We start from the raw sequence: 21,908 nt of genomic DNA, 5'->3' as shown, positions 1-21,908 counted from the left end.
TTATTTCATTTTTATTTTAATTAAAATTCCGTCCATAGATGTCAGCAACGCAAACTGAAAGATTGAATTTTTCCTCTGTAAAAAATAAGCCGGATTACCCCGACTTTTTGGACATTCAGATTAAATCCTTTCAGGATTTTTTCCAGTTGGAAACCAAATCAGAAGAAAGAGGCCAAGAAGGATTGTATAAAACCTTTTTGGAAAATTTCCCGATTACCGATACCCGCAACCAATTCGTTTTAGAGTTTTTAGACTACTTTGTAGATCCGCCAAGATATTCCATCCAAGAATGTATTGAGCGCGGTCTAACTTATAGCGTACCTCTAAAAGCGCGATTGAAACTGTACTGTACAGACGCCGAGCACGAAGATTTTGAAACCATCGTGCAGGACGTTTATTTAGGTACCATTCCTTACATGACCCCAAGCGGAACTTTCTGCATCAACGGGGCCGAGCGTGTAGTTGTTTCACAGCTTCACCGTTCGCCAGGTGTGTTCTTTGGCCAGTCGTTCCACGCAAATGGAACCAAACTTTATTCTGCCCGTGTAATTCCTTTTAAAGGTTCATGGATTGAGTTCGCCACAGACATTAACAGCGTAATGTACGCGTACATTGACCGTAAGAAAAAGTTACCTGTAACTACACTTTTCCGTGCCATTGGTTTTGAAAGGGATAAGGATATTCTTGAAATATTTGATCTTGCGGAAGAAGTGAAGGCTTCAAAAACAGGACTTAAAAAATATATTGGACGTAAACTTGCCGCCCGTGTGCTAAAAACTTGGCACGAAGATTTCGTAGATGAAGATACTGGTGAGGTTGTTTCCATAGAACGTAACGAGATTATTTTAGACCGTGATACTGTTCTTGAAAAAGAACACATTGACGAGGTAATTGATTCTGGTTCTAAGACTATCTTATTGCACAAAGAGGATAATCTTCAGGCAGATTATGCCATTATCCACAACACATTACAAAAAGATCCTACCAACTCAGAAAAAGAAGCGGTAGAACATATTTATAGACAACTTCGTAACGCTGAACCGCCCGATGAAGAAACAGCTCGTGGCATAATCCACAAACTTTTCTTCAGTGATCAGAGATATAACCTTGGTGAAGTAGGTCGTTACAGAATGAACAAAAAACTGGGGCTTGATATTCCTATGGACAAGCAAGTGCTTACCAAGGAAGATATCATTACCATTGTTAAATATCTTATCGAGCTTATCAACTCTAAAGCTGAGATTGACGATATTGACCACCTTAGCAACCGTCGTGTGCGTACTGTGGGTGAGCAATTATCACAACAGTTTGGTGTTGGTCTTGCCCGTATGGCGCGTACCATCCGCGAGCGTATGAACGTTCGTGACAACGAGGTGTTTACACCTATTGATTTGATTAATGCGAAGACTTTATCTTCCGTTATCAATTCATTCTTTGGTACAAACCAGCTTTCACAGTTTATGGACCAGACAAACCCATTGGCAGAGATTACGCACAAGCGTCGTCTTTCAGCTCTTGGGCCAGGAGGTCTTTCCCGTGAAAGAGCAGGTTTTGAGGTTCGTGACGTTCACTATACGCATTACGGACGTCTTTGCCCGATTGAAACTCCTGAAGGACCAAACATTGGTCTTATCTCTTCACTTGCGGTTTATGCAAAAGTGAACAATCTTGGTTTCATTGAAACTCCATATCGTAAAGTTACCGATGGAAAAATAGATTTGAAGCACGAGCCTGTTTATCTTTCTGCTGAAGAAGAAGAAGAAAAACACATCGCCCAAGCTAACATTCCATTATCTGATAAAGGTGTAATTGAAACCGATAAGGTAATTGCACGTATGGAAGGTGACTTCCCATTAGTTGAGCCAACAGTAGTGAATTATGCTGATGTTGCGCCAAACCAGATTGCATCTATTTCTGCATCTTTGATTCCTTTCTTGGAACACGATGATGCGAACCGTGCACTGATGGGGTCAAACATGATGCGCCAGGCAGTACCTTTGTTGATTGCAGATTCACCAATCGTGGGAACTGGTCTTGAAAGACAAGTTGCTTCCGATAGTCGTGTATTGATAAATGCTGAAGGAGACGGTGTGGTAGAATATGTTGATGCAAACGAAATCACTATTAAATATGACCGTACCGAGAACGAACGTATGGTTAGTTTTGATTCTGATGAAAAAACATATCAACTTGTAAAATTCAGAAAGACAAACCAGAGTACTTCCATTAACTTGAAGCCAATTGTTCGCAAAGGCGATAGAGTGAAAAAAGGACAGGTGCTTTGTCAAGGTTACGCAACCGAAAAAGGAGAATTGGCCTTAGGCCGAAACATGAAGGTAGCCTTCATGCCTTGGAAAGGGTACAATTTTGAGGATGCAATCGTAATTTCTGAAAAAGTAGTTCGTGAAGATATTTTCACTTCTATACATATAGATGAATACTCTTTGGAAGTTCGTGATACCAAACTTGGTAACGAGGAATTGACCAACGATATTCCAAACGTATCTGAAGAGGCTACAAAAGATTTGGATGAATTCGGTATGATCCGAATTGGCGCCGAGGTAAAACCTGGCGATATCCTTATCGGGAAAATTACTCCAAAAGGAGAAAGCGATCCAACGCCTGAAGAAAAACTGCTTCGTGCCATTTTTGGTGACAAAGCAGGTGATGTTAAGGATGCTTCGCTTAAAGCTTCGCCATCTTTGAACGGTGTGGTAATAGACAAGAAATTGTTTGCCCGTGCTGTAAAAGACAAACGCAAACGTGCAAAAGACAAAGAAGACATCGCAGAACTTGAAGCAAAATACTATGCTAAATTTGATGAACTTCAAGAAGTATTGGTTGAAAAACTTTTCGCAATTGTAGGTGGAAAAACGGCTCAAGGTGTTAATAATGACCTTGGTGAAGTAGTATTCCCAAAAGGTAAAAAGTTCACATTAAAAATGCTTCACGCTGTTGATGATTACACCCACTTAACGGGAGGTACTTGGTCAACTGATGATGAAACCAACGTGTTGGTTGCAGATTTGATGCACAACTATAAAATTAAGGAAAACGACCTTCAAGGTAACTTGCGTCGTGAGAAGTTTACTATCTCTGTTGGGGATGAACTTCCTTCCGGAATTTTGAAACTTGCCAAAGTTTACATCGCTAAAAAGCGTAAACTGAAAGTAGGAGACAAGATGGCGGGACGTCACGGAAACAAAGGTATTGTTGCACGTATTGTACGTGAGGAAGATATGCCTTTCCTTGAAGACGGAACTCCTGTAGATATCGTGTTGAACCCACTTGGGGTACCATCGCGTATGAACATTGGGCAGATTTATGAAACAGTTCTTGGATGGGCTGGACAAAAGTTAGGTCGCAAGTATGCAACCCCAATTTTTGACGGTGCAACTATAGACCAGATTAATGAATTGACCGATGAAGCTGGAATTCCGAGATTTGGACACACCTATCTATTTGATGGTGGAACCGGGAAGCGTTTTGACCAACCTGCAACCGTAGGTATAATCTATATGCTGAAACTAGGCCACATGGTAGATGACAAGATGCACGCACGTTCCATTGGTCCGTACTCACTTATTACGCAACAGCCGCTTGGTGGTAAAGCACAATTTGGTGGTCAGCGTTTTGGAGAGATGGAAGTTTGGGCCTTGGAAGCATACGGTGCGTCCAGCACGCTTAGAGAAATATTGACTGTTAAATCTGATGATGTTATTGGAAGGGCGAAAACCTATGAAGCAATCGTAAAAGGGGAAACCATGCCAGAACCAGGATTACCGGAATCTTTCAACGTACTTATGCACGAATTGAAAGGATTGGGTCTTGACATTAGATTAGAAGAATAATGATAATCCCCGCTTCGGCGGGGAATCATAGATTTCTTCCGAGGAACTTAAAACCTCATTTAACAACAAAGTTTATTTTTAAATCATGATGAACAGAAATAAAGAAAACACAGTACAGAAATTCGACAAGATTTCTATTGGTTTGGCTTCCCCTGAATCCATTTTGGCGGAATCACGTGGTGAAGTATTAAAACCCGAAACAATCAACTACCGTACGCACAAACCAGAGCGTGACGGTCTTTTCTGTGAGCGCATCTTCGGTCCAGTAAAGGATTACGAATGTGCCTGTGGTAAATATAAGAGAATTCGCTACAAAGGCATTGTTTGTGACCGTTGTGGTGTGGAAGTAACGGAAAAGAAAGTACGTCGTGACCGCGTGGGGCATATCAATTTGGTAGTTCCTGTGGCGCACATTTGGTACTTCCGTAGCCTTCCGAACAAGATTGGTTACCTTCTTGGATTACCTTCCAAGAAATTGGATATGATCATTTACTACGAACGTTATGTAGTAATTCAACCAGGTATTGCAAAATATGAAGGTGGAGAAGCTGTTAAGAAAATGGATTTCCTTACCGAAGAAGAATACCTTGCAATCCTTGATTCACTTCCACAGGAAAACCAATATTTGGAAGAAACAGATCCAAATAAATTTATTGCGAAAATGGGAGCAGAGTGCTTGATCGATCTTTTACAAAGAATCGATTTGGATACCTTGTCTTACAATCTTCGCCATAAAGCAAACAACGAAACTTCAAAACAACGTAAAACTGAAGCGTTAAAGCGTCTTCAAGTTGTAGAGGCACTTCGCGATGCAAACAAAAACCGCGAGAACAAGGCAGAGTGGATGATTATGAAAGTAGTTCCGGTTATTCCACCAGAATTACGTCCGTTGGTGCCGCTTGATGGTGGTCGTTTCGCAACTTCAGATTTAAATGATTTATACCGTCGTGTAATTATACGTAACAACCGTTTGAAGCGATTGATGGAGATTAAAGCTCCGGAAGTAATTCTTCGTAACGAAAAACGTATGCTTCAGGAATCGGTAGATTCATTGTTTGATAACACACGTAAATCTTCAGCAGTTAAAACTGATAGTAACCGTCCATTGAAATCCCTTTCAGATTCCTTGAAAGGAAAACAAGGTCGTTTCCGTCAAAACTTGCTTGGTAAGCGTGTGGATTATTCGGCACGTTCGGTAATCGTCGTGGGGCCGGAATTGAAATTGTTCGAGTGCGGTCTTCCAAAAGATATGGCTGCCGAGCTTTACAAACCTTTCGTAATTCGTAAATTGATTGAAAGAGGGATTGTAAAAACCGTGAAATCTGCAAAGAAAATTATAGATAAAAAAGAGCCTGTAGTTTGGGATATTCTTGAAAATGTATTGAAAGGTCACCCAGTTATGCTTAACCGGGCCCCAACTTTGCACAGACTTGGTATTCAAGCTTTCCAGCCTAAATTGATTGAAGGAAAAGCAATCCAGCTGCACCCATTGGTATGTACCGCTTTCAACGCGGATTTCGATGGTGACCAGATGGCGGTTCACCTTCCACTTGGGCCAGAGGCTATTTTGGAATGTCAGCTATTAATGCTTGCTTCACATAACATTTTGAACCCAGCAAACGGTTCGCCGGTTGCGGTTCCTTCTCAGGATATGGTTTTGGGTCTTTATTATATGACCAAACTTAGAAAATCTACTGATGAAGTAAAAGTGAAAGGAGAAGGCCTAACTTTTTATTCAGCTGAAGAAGCTATTATCGCCTACAATGAAGGGCAGGTAGATTTGAATGCTGAAATAAAAATTAGAACGAAAGATTTCAACGAAAATGGTGAATTGGTAAACCAAATCATCACCACAACTTTAGGAAGAGTAATCTTTAACGAGAAAGTTCCTGAAGCAGCGGGATATATCAACGAAGTATTGACCAAAAAGTCACTTCGTGATATTATTGGTGGAATTTTGAAAGTAACTTCAGTTCCCGTTACTTCAGCTTTCCTTGATGAAATTAAAACCCTTGGATATAAATTCGCTTTTGAAGGCGGATTGTCTTTCAGTCTTGGTGATATTATTATCCCTGCTGAAAAACAAAGCATGATTGATAGCGCCAACGAGCAAGTTGATGGTATTATCAACAGCTACAACATGGGTCTTATCACAAACAACGAACGATATAACCAAGTAATTGATATTTGGACCGCAACCAACGCTGAACTTACCGAGCTTTCTATGAAGCGTATTCGCGAAGATCAGCAAGGTTTCAACTCTGTGTATATGATGCTTGATTCTGGGGCGAGGGGTTCTAAGGAACAAATCCGTCAGTTAACAGGTATGCGTGGATTGATGGCGAAACCTAAAAAATCAAATTCAGGTGGAGGCGAAATTATTGAGAACCCGATTCTTTCCAACTTTAAGGAAGGTCTTTCGATTCTTGAATACTTTATCTCTACCCACGGTGCGCGTAAAGGTCTTGCGGATACGGCTCTTAAAACAGCGGATGCGGGTTACCTAACACGTCGTTTGGTGGATGTTTCACAGGATGTTATCATCAACATTGAAGATTGCTACACACTTCGTGGAATTGAAGTTTCAGCCTTGAAGAAAAACGAAGAAGTAGTTGAAACTCTAGCAGCAAGAATTGTTGGACGTACTGCGCTTAATGATGTTGTAAACCCTCTTACCAAAGAATTAATGGTTGCCTCAGGTGATCATATTACTGAGGAAATTGCTGATGCAATTGAAAAATCTCCGTTGGAAAGAGTGGAAGTTCGTTCCGCACTTACTTGTGAGGCAAAACAGGGAATCTGTTCACAATGTTACGGCCGTAACCTTGCTACCAATAAAATGGTTCAGCGCGGTGAAGCTGTTGGTGTTGTTGCAGCTCAATCTATTGGTGAGCCTGGTACTCAGCTTACACTTCGTACGTTCCACGTGGGAGGTATTGCAGGTAACATTTCCGAAGAAAATAAATTAGTTGTTAGATTTGATGGGAAAGCCGAGATCGAAGATCTTAAAACCGTTAAAGGTGAAGACAACCAAGGAAAAGCTGTAGATATTGTTATTTCTCGTACTTCAGAATTAAAACTTGTTGATAAGAAAACTGGAATTACACTAAGTACCAATAACATTCCTTACGGTTCTACACTGTATGTGAAAGATGGCGATAGCTTAAATGCCGGTGATGTAGTGTGTTCTTGGGATCCATACAACGGTGTTATTATTTCAGAATTTGCTGGAAAGATTAAATACGAAAACATTGTTCAAGGTTTAACCTATCAGGTAGAAATTGATGAACAAACTGGTTTCCAAGAGAAGGTAATTTCTGAATCAAGAGATAAAAAACGTATTCCAACCCTTCAAATTTTAGGGAAGAAAGACGAAGTCATCCGTAGTTATAACTTGCCTGTTGGCGCCCACTTGATGGTGGACGATGGCGACAAAATTAAGATTGGTAAAATTCTTGTGAAGATTCCACGTAAATCTGCGAAAGCAGGTGATATTACGGGAGGTCTTCCACGTGTTACCGAACTTTTTGAAGCGCGTAACCCTTCAAACCCAGCGGTAGTTAGCGAGATTGATGGTGTAGTTTCCTTCGGAAAAATTAAACGTGGTAACCGCGAGATTATCGTTGAGTCTAAATTAGGCGAAGTGAAAAAGTATTTGGTAAAACTTTCAAACCAAATTCTTGTTCAAGAAAACGATTACGTTCGTGCAGGTATGCCACTTTCTGACGGTTCAATAACTCCAGAAGATATCCTTCGCATTAAAGGCCCATCAGCAGTACAGCAATATCTTGTGAACGAAGTTCAGGAGGTTTACCGTCTGCAAGGGGTGAAGATCAACGACAAGCATTTTGAGGTTGTTGTTCGCCAAATGATGCGTAAGGTGCGTATTGAAGATCCGGGAGATACTACTTTCCTTGAAGATCAATTGGCTCATAAAGACGATTTCATCGAAGAAAACGATAAGATTTTCGGAATGAAGGTTGTTACCAACGCCGGTGATTCTGAAAACTTGAAGGAAGGACAAATCCTTTCGCTACGTACACTTCGTGATGAAAACTCTTTGTTGAGAAGAAATGATAAAGTACTTGCAGAAGCACGCGATGTGGTTACTGCAACGGCAACTCCGGTACTTCAGGGTATCACGAGAGCGTCGTTACAGACCAAATCATTCATCTCTGCGGCTTCCTTCCAGGAAACTACCAAAGTATTAAACGAAGCAGCAGTTGCTGGTAAAGTTGATACCTTGGAAGGCTTGAAAGAGAACGTAATTGTAGGACATAAAATACCAGCCGGAACCGGTATGCGTAGATATGACACTATAATTGTGGGCTCAAAACAAGAGCTTGAAGAAATGAACCGCGTAAAGCAGGAAGTGAATTATAATTAATATATTTTAGATTTACGATGTACGATTTTAGATTTAAATCGTACATCGTAAATCATATATCGTAAATCAAAATATGGCAGATCAAAAAAAAGAGCAACCCAAACAAGGACAGATAAACATTGAATTGGACGAAAGCGTGGCACAGGGCATTTATAGTAACCTTGCCATCATTAATCATTCAGTTTCTGAATTTGTTGTGGATTTTGTTACCATTATGCCCGGAATACCGAAAAGTAAAGTAAAGTCAAGAATTATTCTTACTCCACAACACGCAAAAAGATTCCTAAAAGCATTGGGTGATAACGTTAAACGATTTGAAAATGCCCACGGCGAAATAAAGGATTACGAGCAACCGCCAATCCCTTTAAACTTTGGCCCAACGGGCGAAGCATAACAAAAAATCCAGCTTTTTAGCTGGATTTTTTTTATTTAGTTATGAGTTATGAATTATGAGTTTTTTGCATAAAGCCTTTATTTGGCCTTTTCAAACTCACTCACAAAATGCAATTTCACATTTGGATATTTTGACTGTGTCATTTGTAGCGTAAAAGCTGAATCTGCAAAGAATACTAATTGGCCGCGTTTGTCTTTCGCTAAAAATTTCGCTTTCACTCTTTTAAAGTCTGCGAACTCTTCACTTTTTGGATCTTTTGCTTCTACCCAACAGGCTTTGTGAACATTCAGGTTTTCATAGCTACATTTGGCTCCATATTCGTGTTCCAGTCGGTATTGGATTACTTCAAACTGCAGTGCACCAACAGTCCCAATGACTTTCCTGTTATTCAGTTCCAAAGTGAAAAGCTGCGCCACACCTTCATCCATCAATTGGTCGATGCCCTTTTCAAGCTGTTTGCTCTTCATGGGATCTGCATTGTTGATGTATTTAAAGTGTTCTGGTGAAAAGCTTGGAATGCCTTTGTACTGCATTTCTTCGCCTTCGGTAAGTGTATCGCCAATCTTAAAATTTCCTGTGTCGTGAAGACCAACAATATCGCCAGGATAGGAAATGTCAACAATCTGTTTCTTTTCGGCAAAGAAAGCATTGGGGCTACTAAATTTCAGTTTTTTTCCTTGACGAACATGTAAATAAGGTGAATTCCGTTCAAAAGTTCCCGATACAATTTTCACAAAAGCCAATCGGTCACGGTGTTTGGGATCCATATTCGCGTGAATTTTAAAAACGAAACCTGAGAATTCTTTTTCATCGGGTTTTACCAAACGTGTACTACTTTCCTTTGGGCGTGGAGTAGGAGCAATTTCAACAAAACAATCCAATAGTTCACGTACGCCAAAATTATTCAATGCTGAACCGAAAAAAACAGGTTGCAGTTTTCCTTCCAAATATTCTTCACGGTCAAAATCTGGGTAAACTTCATAAACCAATTCAAGTTCCTCTCGAAGTGTTTTAGCAGCTTTGTCTCCTACCAATTTTTCAAGTTCTGGACTTTGAATGTCTTCAATCTCTATGGTTTCCTCAATGTTTTTTCTGCTATCTCCACTAAAAAGATTTACGTTTTTTTCCCACACATTATAGATTCCTTTAAAATCATAACCCATCCCGATTGGGAAACTTAAAGGGGTAACGCGAAGATTGAGTTTCTGTTCAATTTCGTCAAGCAGTTCAAAAGCGTCTTTACCTTCGCGGTCCATCTTATTAATGAAAACAATCATTGGGATGTTTCGCATGCGGCAAACTTCAACTAATTTCTCAGTCTGTTCTTCAACCCCTTTTGCTACGTCAATTACAACGATAACACTATCTACCGCTGTAAGTGTTCTGAACGTATCTTCGGCAAAATCCTTGTGACCTGGTGTGTCGAGAATATTGATTTTTATCCCTTCATATTCAAAAGCTAAAACGGAAGTTGAGACGGAAATTCCACGTTGGCGTTCTATTTCCATAAAGTCACTAGTTGCGCCTTTCTTGATTTTGTTGCTTTTTACCGCGCCGGCCTCTTGAATAGCACCTCCGAAGAGCAATAGTTTTTCCGTTAAAGTGGTTTTACCGGCATCAGGGTGACTAATGATTCCAAAAGTTCTTCTGCGTTTTATTTCTTTTGATAAAGACATTTGTTTTTCATTATTTTGGGTGCAAAGATAAAGTTTGTTAATGTAGTTTTAAACGGTAGTTGATTATAATATTGGTGATTTTTTAATAAATTACTATAGATATTAAAAGAACCTTTCTTCCTACACTTTGACTTTTTATGGAAAATTTAGAAATTATAGCTTTAAGGCTGTAGTTACTTGTTTGTTTTGAAAAAATATAACAGGCAATATATTATAAAGCAGTTTTTTTTCTTACTAGTTTACACTTCAAAAGCCGCATATTTAAAGAATATACGTACTAACACGTATATCTTTTTCCTACAAAAAACCCCACGTTTTTATTCGTTTTATGTCGTTTGCCGACTATTTTTTACAGTTCAACTAATACTTGTTTGTTGGTATTTTCTTACCACTTATTCCACTGTATATTTGGACATTAATTGAGATGAAATGTTCAATTATTGCATTGTTTAAAAATATCGGTACTAATAAAATTCTAACTTATGTTTAAAATAATTACTAAATTATTTACTTCTGATAAGAGGTTTTTAATAGGTCTCATTTTAATAGCTTGCTTGAGTAGCCAAGGATATTCTCAAGTAAGAGGTTCTGTTGATGGAGAAGAAGTGATATTACCTTATACTCAACAGTATTTGGATCAATATAATGCTGCTTTAGATAAAAAAGCAGCAGAGAATAATGCAACTTTTCGATCAAAATCCAAAGCCGAAGCTTTTAATAACAGTAGTAAGGGCAATATTATAGGGGCTTGTAATTTAATAACATGTGGTTCTTTTGAAAAAGCCGATGTTAGCGGCGGTACTTTTCGTACAGCCTATGGTGGTGTCAATGGTCAATATCAAGCTGATGCAAGATATACCTGTTGGAACGACGATGGAACTGTAGACTGGTCTGAAGGACAATATATATCTTACTCTGATACTAATTCAAATACTAGATATCCAGCTATCATTGAGCAATCAAATTTTGATGGTGGCGGGTTTGCTATATTTTCATATCAAAATGAAGCTATTCGTCAAACTTTAACTGTTCTTCCAAATACAACATATACGGTTTGTTTTGAGATTGCAGTAATTCCTCGTTATAATACCGTAAATATAAATAATAATACTGGTGGGTCGATAATTGAATACAGCCCAAACTTACAATTTGGAGTTAGAAATGGAGCTGTTCAATTACCTGGTGGCGATCCACTTACTTATACCCACGCAAATTTAGTTCAACATACAACAAATGATTTCCCAGCAAGATTGTCAACTGCTACAAGCGGAAACGGAGGAAATCAAAATCCTGGAGGTTGGACAGAAATTAATCCGTACTGGGAAAATAGATGTATAACTTTTAAATCTGGTCCAAGCGCTACTTCTGTTGAAGTTTTCTATAAAACTGGAAATCCAGGACGATCAGTTGTTTTAGTTGACGGTTTGAGATTATCGGTAGAGGGTTATGCAAATGCCCCTGTACTTTCTTTAACTGAAAAAACGTATTGTGCACCAACACAAGTGCAACTTGATACTTTTGTAACTTCAACTACTCCAACGGGTGCTACCTTAAAATGGTCTCCTAATTCAGATTTAAGTTTTCCATTAGGTAATAACCCTACGGTAACTACACCTGGTGTTTGGTATGCTTTTTATCTTAACGAAACTTTGGGCTGTACTTCACCATCAAGAAAACTTACTCTAACAAATACAGACTTAGATTCAAGTTATACACAACAAAATGTAACTTGTTTTGGCGGGAATAATGGATCTATTGATTTATCTGTTACAGGTGGATCATCTTCATATACATATTTATGGACTACCAACGACGGGAGTGGATTAAACCCAAACTCACAAGATCAATCTGGTCTAACGGCTGGTACTTATAATGTAACGATTAATGATGGGACTTGTGAAACTCAGGAAACTGTTGTAATTACACAAGCTAATCAAATGATCGCAAGCGCGACCGGAACGGATGTGGCCTGCGCGAGCGACGGCAACCAGTCCAATGACGGAACTGCGACGGTAACGATCACCGGCGGCGGCGTTGCACCTATCACATACCTATGGAGCAACGGTGCGACCACTGCGACCATTACGGGCCTATCTGCCGGAACATACAACGTTACGGCGACCGATGCCAACGGATGTACCGCCACGGCGAGCTACACAGTGGCAGCTGCGGCCCCGTTCACAGCAAGCGCGACCGGAACGGATGTGGCCTGCGCGAGCGACGGCAACCAGTCCAATGACGGAACTGCGACGGTAACGATCACCGGCGGCGGCGTTGCGCCTATCACATACCTATGGAGCAACGGTGCGACCACGGCGACCATTACGGGCCTATCTGCCGGGACATACAGCGTTACGGTCACCGATGCCAACGGATGTACCGCCACGGCGAGCTACACAGTGGCAGCTGCGGCCCCGTTCACAGCAAGCGCGACCGGAACGGATGTGGCCTGCGCGAGCGACGGCAACCAGTCCAATGATGGAACTGCGACGGTAACGATCACCGGCGGCGGCGTTGCGCCTATCACATACCTATGGAGCAACGGTGCGACCACTGCGACCATTACGGGCCTATCTGCCGGGACATATAGTGTTACGGCGACCGATGCCAACGGATGTACCGCCACGGCGAGCTACACAGTGGCAGCTGCGGCCCCGTTCACAGCAAGCGCGACCGGAACGGATGTGGCCTGCGCGAGCGACGGCAACCAGTCCAATGACGGAACTGCGACGGTAACGATCACCGGCGGCGGAGTGGCGCCTATCACATACCTATGGAGCAACGGTGCGACCACTGCGACCATTACGGGCCTATCTGCCGGAACATACAACGTTACGGCGACCGATGCCAACGGATGTACCGCCACGGCGAGCTACACAGTGGCAGCTGCGGCCCCGTTCACAGCAAGCGCGACCGGAACGGATGTGGCCTGCGCGAGCGACGGCAACCAGTCCAATGACGGAACTGCGACGGTAACGATCACCGGCGGCGGCGTTGCGCCTATCACATACCTATGGAGCAACGGTGCGACCACGGCGACCATTACGGGCCTATCTGCCGGAACATACAACGTTACGGCGACCGATGCCAACGGATGTACCGCCACGGCGAGCTACACAGTGGCAGCTGCGGCCCCGTTCACAGCAAGCGCGACCGGAACGGATGTGGCCTGCGCGAGCGACGGCAACCAGTCCAATGATGGAACTGCGACGGTAACGATCACCGGCGGCGGCGTTGCGCCTATCACATACCTATGGAGCAACGGTGCGACCACTGCGACCATTACGGGCCTATCTGCCGGGACATATAGTGTTACGGCGACCGATGCCAACGGATGTACCGCCACGGCGAGCTACACAGTGGCAGCTGCGGCCCCGTTCACAGCAAGCGCGACCGGAACGGATGTGGCCTGCGCGAGCGACGGCAACCAGTCCAATGACGGAACTGCGACGGTAACGATCACCGGCGGCGGCGTTGCACCTATCACATACCTATGGAGCAACGGTGCGACCACTGCGACCATTACGGGCCTATCTGCCGGAACATACAACGTTACGGCGACCGATGCCAACGGATGTACCGCCACGGCGAGCTACACAGTGGCAGCTGCGGCCCCGTTCACAGCAAGCGCGACCGGAACGGATGTGGCCTGCGCGAGCGACGGCAACCAGTCCAATGACGGAACTGCGACGGTAACGATCACCGGCGGCGGAGTGGCGCCTATCACATACCTATGGAGCAACGGTGCGACCACGGCGACCATTACGGGCCTATCTGCCGGGACATACAGCGTTACGGTCACCGATGCCAACGGATGTACCGCCACGGCGAGCTACACAGTGGCAGCTGCGGCCCCGTTCACAGCAAGCGCGACCGGAACGGATGTGGCCTGCGCGAGCGACGGCAACCAGTCCAATGATGGAACTGCGACGGTAACGATCACCGGCGGCGGCGTTGCGCCTATCACATACCTATGGAGCAACGGTGCGACCACTGCGACCATTACGGGCCTATCTGCCGGGACATATAGTGTTACGGCGACCGATGCCAACGGATGTACCGCCACGGCGAGCTACACAGTGGCAGCTGCGGCCCCGTTCACAGCAAGCGCGACCGGAACGGATGTGGCCTGCGCGAGCGACGGCAACCAGTCCAATGACGGAACTGCGACGGTAACGATCACCGGCGGCGGTGTTGCGCCTATCACATACCTATGGAGCAACGGTGCGACCACTGCGACCATTACGGGCCTATCTGCCGGGACATATAGTGTTACGGCGACCGATGCCAACGGATGTACCGCCACGGCGAGCTACACAGTGGCAGCTGCGGCCCCGTTCACAGCAAGTGCGACTGGAACGGATGTTGGCTGTTATGATGATAATGATGGAACTGCGACGGTAACGATCACCGGCGGCGGCGTTGCGCCTATCACATACCTATGGAGCAACGGTGCGACCACGGCGACCATTACGGGCCTATCTGCCGGGACATACAGCGTTACGGTCACCGATGCCAACGGATGTACCGCCACGGCTGAAGTAATAATCAGTCAGCCATCAGCAGCTTTATCACAAGCTAGTGAAGTAGTTAATGTGGATTGCTATGGAAATCAAACTGGAGAAATTGATCTTACAGTATTTGGGGGTACACCAGGGTATACTTTTCTTTGGAGTAATGGAGCTGTTACTGAAGACATCACTGGATTGGCAGCAGGAGATTATACAGTTACTATAACCGATGCTAACGGATGTATACTTGTGGAAACAATAACTGTTGGTCAGCCATTAGAAGTAAATGCACCAATAAGTGGAGGAGACATAACTGAATGTGCAGGAGATCCAATACAAACTTTAACAGCAACTGCTTCAGTGCCTGGAGGATTATCAGTTGTGTGGTATGATTTAGCAGTCGGGGGAAATGTTGTTTCCCCAACTTGGAATACTATAGGTTCAAAAACATATTATGCAGAAGCAGTTAATGATTCAACAGGTTGTATAAGTCCAACTCGTACACCAGTTACCTTGACTTTAAATAATTGTGGTATTCAGTTAGTGAAAACAGCAAGTCCAAATAACCCTCAGGATTGTACACCAATTGCTGTAGATGGAACTATTACTTATACATTTAAGATTTCAATCCCAGTAGGCTACCCATCTGTTTATAATGTAGTTTTAACAGACCCATTGTTGGAAGCTCCGAATCCAGTAGTTCCAATTATATATGTATCTGGAGATGATGGCGACGATATACTTGAAGAAGGTGAGGAATGGATTTATACTGCTGTTTATACAGTAACACAGACTGACATAACAAATGGACAAGTTCAAAACACAGCAACTGTAAATGGATTAGTTCAAACTTCAGGAAATCCTTATCCAGTATCAGATGCTGATACGGTTACGGTTAACCTTTGTCAAAATGCTGAAATGTCGATTGTAAAATCGAGCACAAGCGCAACAGGAAATTGTATTAATTTTGAAGTTGGAAATACCATAGATTATGTATTTGTGGTAACCAATGAAGGTGATGTAGATATTACTGATGTTGTAATAACAGATCCACTGTTTTTAGCTCCAAACCCAGTTGTTCAAATAGTATTGATGAATGGAGATGATAATGGGGATGGCATTTTGAATGTTGGTGAAGTTTGGACGTTTAATGCAACTTATGTAATAACTCAAAATGATATAGACGCTGGTTCTGTTGTAAATACTGCAGAAGTAAATGGTAACTCAGTTTTGGGTGCTATTGATACCGCGATAAGTAATACAGTTACTGTGCTAATCTGCCAGAACGCTGCCATTGCGATCGTTAAGGAGAGCGACCAGGTTCCGGGCAACAATGGCTGTGTTGAACTAGAGGAAGGTGATGTTATCACTTATACCTTTAGGGTAACCAACGAGGGCAACCTGTCCATAGACAATGTAGTTGTTACCGATCCATTGGTTGGTCTATCGGTTATTACCGGCCCGACTGGGGATACTGGCACGGACGGCATCCTTGGTCTAGAGGAAGTTTGGGAATACACCGCAACCTATACGGTAACGCAGACCGATGTTGACGCTGGCGAGGTTACCAACCAAGCTACTGTTAACGGGCTTGCAATGAACCCATCAGATACACCGGTAACGGACGACTCCCACCCAACCTCTACTACGTTGGACGGAGAGACAGTTGTTGTTATCTGCCAGAACGCTGCCATCGCGATCGTTAAGGAGAGCGACCAGGTTCCGGGCAACAATGGCTGTGTTGAACTAGAGGAAGGTGATGTTATCACTTATACCTTTAGGGTAACCAACGAGGGCAACCTGTCCATAGACAATGTAGTTGTTACCGATCCATTGGTTGGTCTGTCGGTTATTACCGGCCCGACTGGGGATACTGGCACGGACGGCATCCTTGGTCTAGAGGAAGTTTGGGAATACACCGCAACCTATACGGTAACGCAGGCCGATGTTGACGCTGGCGAGGTTACCAATCAAGCTACTGTTAACGGGCTTGCAATGAACCCATCAGATACACCGGTAACGGACGACTCCCACCCAACCTCTACTACGTTGGACGGAGAGACAGTTGTTGTTATCTGCCAGAACGCTGCCATCGCGATCGTTAAGGAGAGCGACCAGGTTCCGGGCAACAATGGCTGTGTTGAACTAGAGGAAGGTGATGTTATCACTTATACCTTTAGGGTAACCAACGAGGGCAACCTGTCCATAGACAATGTAGTTGTTACCGACCCATTGGTTGGTCTGTCGGTTATTACCGGCCCGACTGGGGATACTGGCACGGACGGCATCCTTGGTCTAGAGGAAGTTTGGGAATACACCGCAACCTATACGATAACGCAGGCCGATGTTGACGCTGGCGAGGTTACCAACCAAGCTACGGTTAACGGTCTTGCAATGAACCCATTAGATACACCGGTAACGGACGACTCCCACCCAACCTCTACTACGTTGGACGGAGAGACAGTTGTTGTTATCTGCCAGAACGCTGCCATCGCTATTGTAAAAACTGGCGTATTCAACGATGTAGACGGCAACCAGTGTGCCGATGCGGGAATCGATACGATAACTTATACATTCACAGTTACCAACCAGGGTAACGTGAGCCTATCAAACATCACGGTTACCGACCCATTGTTACAGGCACCGAACCCAATAGTGGACATCGTGTTCCAGGGAGGTGATACCGATGGCGACGGTAAACTGGATGTAGCAGAGACTTGGATCTACACCGCTACTTCCTATACCATCACACAGGATGATATTGACACGGGTAGTGTTACCAACCAGGCTACGGCTGTTGGGACACCACCAACTGGAGATGATGTACAGGATCTATCTGGAACCCAGATTGACAATGACGACGCAACGGTTATCGAGCTATGCCAGAACCCAGCTATCGCCATTGTAAAAACTGGCGTATTCAACGATGTAGACGACAACCAGTGTGCCGATGCGGGAATAGACACCATTACCTATACGTTCACAGTTACCAACCAGGGTAACGTGAGCCTATCAAACATCACGGTTACCGACCCATTGTTACAGGCACCGAACCCAATAGTGGACATCGTGTTCCAGGGCGGTGATACCGATGGCGACGGTAAACTGGATGTAACCGAGACTTGGATCTACACCGCTACGTCCTATACCATCACACAGGATGATATCGATACTGGTAGTGTTACCAACCAGGCTACGGCTGTTGGAACGCCACCGGTAGGAGATGATGTACAGGATCTATCCGGAACCCAGATTGACAATGACGACGCAACGGTTATCGAGCTATGCCAGAACCCAGCCATCGCAATTGTAAAAACTGGCGTATTCAACGATGTAGACGGCAACCAGTGTGCCGATGCGGGAATTGATACGATAACTTATACATTCACAGTTACCAACCAGGGTAACGTGAGCCTATCAAACATCACGGTTACCGACCCATTGTTACAGGCACCGAACCCAATAGTGGACATCGTGTTCCAGGGAGGTGATACCGATGGCGACGGTAAACTGGATGTAGCAGAGACTTGGATCTACACCGCTACGTCCTATACCATCACACAGGATGATATTGACACGGGTAGTGTTACCAACCAGGCTACGGCTGTTGGAACTCCACCGGTAGGAGACGATGTACAGGATCTTTCCGGAACCCAGATTGACAATGACGACGCAACGGTAATCGAGCTATGCCAGAACCCAGCCATCGCAATTGTAAAAACTGGCGTATTCAACGATGTAGACGGCAACCAGTGTGCCGATGCGGGAATAGACACCATTACCTATACGTTCACAGTTACCAACCAAGGTAACGTGAGCCTATCAAACATCACGGTTACCGACCCACTGTTACAGGCACCGAACCCAATAGTGGACATCGTGTTCCAGGGAGGTGATACCGATGGCGACGGTAAACTGGATGTAACCGAGACTTGGATCTACACCGCTACGTCCTATACCATCACACAGGATGATATTGACACGGGTAGTGTTACCAACCAGGCTACGGCTGTTGGAACGCCACCAACTGGAGATGATGTACAGGATCTTTCCGGAACCCAGATTGACAATGACGACGCAACGGTTATCGAGCTATGCCAGAACCCAGCCATCGCAATTATTAAGACAGGTTTGTTCAACGATGAGAACCAAAACGATTGTTCTGATGTTGATGAAACAATCACTTATACCTTCACAGTAACTAATGAAGGCAACGTGAGCTTGAGCAGCGTAATCGTAACCGATCCGTTGATCGCTATCATTACCGGTCCAACTGGTGATACAGATGGCGACGGAGAACTTGATGTTACAGAAACTTGGGTTTATACAGGAACATATGCAATTACTCAGAATGATATAGATCTTGGATTTGTGAAGAACCAAGCTACAGCTGAAGGTACTGCACCAGACGCTACTGTGGTAAATGACCTATCAGATGACAATAGCGTATTAGAAGATGATCCAACTATAACAGAGTTGTGTCAAAACCCAGCTATTGCAATAGTGAAAACTGGAATCTTCAACGATGAGAACCAAAACAACTGTTCTGATGTTGACGAGACAATCACTTATACTTTCACGGTGACCAACGAAGGAAATGTGAGTTTAAGTTTTGTTGAAGTTACTGATCCATTAATTTCGATAATCACAGGTCCAACTGGAGATACCGATGGCGATGGGCAACTTGATGTAACTGAAACTTGGATTTTCACAGGAAATTACGCTATTACACAAGAAGATATAGATGCAGGCGAAGTAATAAACCAAGCAACTGTAAAAGGACAAGACCCTATGGGTAATTTAGTTACTGACCTTTCAGATGAAAGCAGTGTACTTGAAGATGATCCAACAGTTATTGAGTTGTGTCAGAATCCAGTTATCGCAATTGTGAAAACAGGAATCTTCAACGACGAGAACCAAAACAACTGCTCTGATGTTGACGAGACAATAACTTATACTTTCACAGTAACCAACGAAGGAAACGTGAGCTTGAGCAACGTATCAGTAACCGATCCAATGATTGCTACAATCAACGGTCCAACCGGCGATACTGACGGCGATGGCGAACTTGATGTAACCGAAACTTGGATATACTCTGGAAACTATGTAATAACTCAAGAAGATATTGATGCGGGCGAGGTAATTAACCAAGCTACCGCTGAAGGTACTGCACCAGATGCAACTGTAGTAAGCGACCTTTCCGATGAAAGTAGTGTACTTGAAGACGACCCAACAATAATAGAGTTGTGTCAGAATCCAGTTATTGCAATCGTGAAAACAGGAATCTTGAATGATGAGAACCAAAACGATTGTACAGATGTTGACGAAACCATCAGCTATACTTTCACTGTAACAAATGAAGGCAACGTGAGCTTGAGCAACGTAACCGTAACTGATCCATTGATCGCTACCATTACTGGTCCAACCGGGGATACCAATGGAGATGGCAAATTGGATGTAACTGAAATATGGACATATACTGGAACCTATACTATAACACAAGGTGATATAGATGCAGGACAAGTAACAAACCAAGCCACTGCGGAAGGTACTGCGCCAAATGCAACGGTAGTGAGTGATCTTTCAGATGAAAGCAGCGTACTTGAGAATGATCCAACTGTAATTGAACTATGCCAAAATCCAAAAATAGCTCTTATCAAAACTGGAGTTGTTGATGATACAAACGGAAACGGTTGTGCAGATGTTGATGAAACTATAACTTATAGCTTCACGGTATTCAACCTTGGTAATGTTACATTATCAAACATAACAATTACAGATCCATTGGTAACAGTAAATGGAGGTCCAATAACATTGGCACCTGGTGCTTCTGACGGAACAACGTTCACGGCAACATACATTATCACACAAACTGATATTGATGCTGGATTTGTTGAAAACCAAGCTACTGTTACAGGCGCCGATGCTTCTGGAACTACCGTAAGCGACCTATCTGATGACAACAGTGAATTGGAAGATGATCCAACTATTACCCAACTTTGCCAAAACCCTGCTATTGCTTTAATAAAAGTAGGTGTTCCAGCTGATGAGAACGGTAACGGATGTGCAGATTTAGGAGAAACAATTTTGTACAGCTTCAGTGTTAAAAATACAGGTAATGTTGCATTGACCAATGTAATAGTAACCGACCCATTGATTGCTGTTGTTGGAGGGCCAATCAGCCTTACTGCTGGTCAAGAAGATGGCGCAACGTTCACTGCGGTTTATACAGTTACACAGACTGATGTTGACACAGGATTTATTGAAAATCAGGCTACTGCTGACGGTATTGCACCAAATGGTGATATGGTTTCTGATCAATCTGACGATAACAGTTATCTTGAAAATGATCCAACCATTACTGTTCTTTGCCAGAACAACCCATCAATATCCTTAGTGAAAACTGGTGAGTTCAACGATGAGAATGAGGATGGTGCATCAGATGTTGGAGAAACAATATCCTTCGCATTCGCTGTAACTAATACTGGAAATGTTACTCTATATAACATAACGATTGCAGATCTTTTGCCAGGTATTGAATTACTTGGAGGTCCAATAGCAGTATTGCAGCCAGGTGAAACAGATAGTACAACATTTACGGCTATCTATGCAATAACCCAACAGGATATTGATAATGGTGAAGTAGTAAACCTTGCCACAGCAACAGGGGTAGATATAGACGGTACGGAAGTAACTGCCGATGCAGAAGTTACCGTAATATTACCAGAGGTGTTGGGCGCTAGCTTTGAAATATATAACGGTATAACACCTAACGGAGATAATATGAACGATTTCTTCTGGATTAAAGGAATTCACAACTATCCAAACAATAATGTGAAAATCTATAACCGATGGGGAGTTCTAGTATATGAAACTGACGGATACGGACAAGGTGATGACGATAGAATAAACACTTTTGACGGTACTTCTGAAGGACGCGTAACTGTTCAAGAGGATAAGAATTTACCAACCGGCACATATTTCTATATTTTAACTTTCAAAGGTGAAAATCCTGGTAAGGAAAGCTATAACGGATATTTATACATTAACAGATAGAAAATCAAAAAAATTCCTGGGAGGAAATTCCCT

At 43.4% G+C, this 21,908-nt stretch carries 5 protein-coding genes; 4 read left to right on the top strand and 1 reads right to left on the bottom strand.

The features are described from left to right. Positions 1-38 precede the first annotated feature (38 nt). The 3 genes from rpoB (at position 39) to Q2U82_RS01060 (ending at position 8,632) form a co-directional block, all read left to right on the top strand. The gene (gene rpoB / locus Q2U82_RS01070; protein WP_410005925.1) at positions 39-3,851 is read left to right on the top strand and encodes a DNA-directed RNA polymerase subunit beta; all 3,813 of its coding nucleotides are present in this window, start codon (positions 39-41) and stop codon (positions 3,849-3,851) included. 88 nt (positions 3,852-3,939) lie between these two features. After that, positions 3,940-8,238 carry a DNA-directed RNA polymerase subunit beta' gene (gene rpoC, locus Q2U82_RS01065; RefSeq protein WP_410007107.1) on the top strand — a complete coding sequence of 1,433 codons (4,299 nt, stop codon included), beginning with the start codon at positions 3,940-3,942 and terminating at the stop codon, positions 8,236-8,238. Between the two features lie 73 nt (positions 8,239-8,311). Further along, positions 8,312-8,632, top strand: a complete 321-nt coding sequence (locus Q2U82_RS01060; RefSeq protein ID WP_410005924.1) for a DUF3467 domain-containing protein — start codon at positions 8,312-8,314, stop codon at positions 8,630-8,632. Positions 8,633-8,709: 77 nt separating this feature from the next. On the opposite strand, the gene Q2U82_RS01055 is transcribed toward Q2U82_RS01060, so the two are convergent. Then, positions 8,710-10,308: a peptide chain release factor 3 gene (locus tag Q2U82_RS01055; RefSeq protein WP_410005923.1), complete on the bottom strand. Its 1,599-nt coding sequence runs from the start codon at positions 10,306-10,308 to the stop codon at positions 8,710-8,712. Between the two features lie 482 nt (positions 10,309-10,790). On the opposite strand from Q2U82_RS01055, the gene Q2U82_RS01050 reads away from it, so the two are divergent. Further along, positions 10,791-21,875, top strand: coding sequence for a gliding motility-associated C-terminal domain-containing protein (locus Q2U82_RS01050; protein ID WP_410005922.1), 11,085 nt, complete (start codon positions 10,791-10,793; stop codon positions 21,873-21,875). Positions 21,876-21,908 lie beyond the last annotated feature (33 nt).

The organism is Aequorivita nionensis, from assembly GCF_046352995.1.
GTDB lineage: Bacteria > Bacteroidota > Bacteroidia > Flavobacteriales > Flavobacteriaceae > Aequorivita > Aequorivita nionensis.
This window is presented reverse-complemented; position numbering and strand designations above follow the sequence as displayed.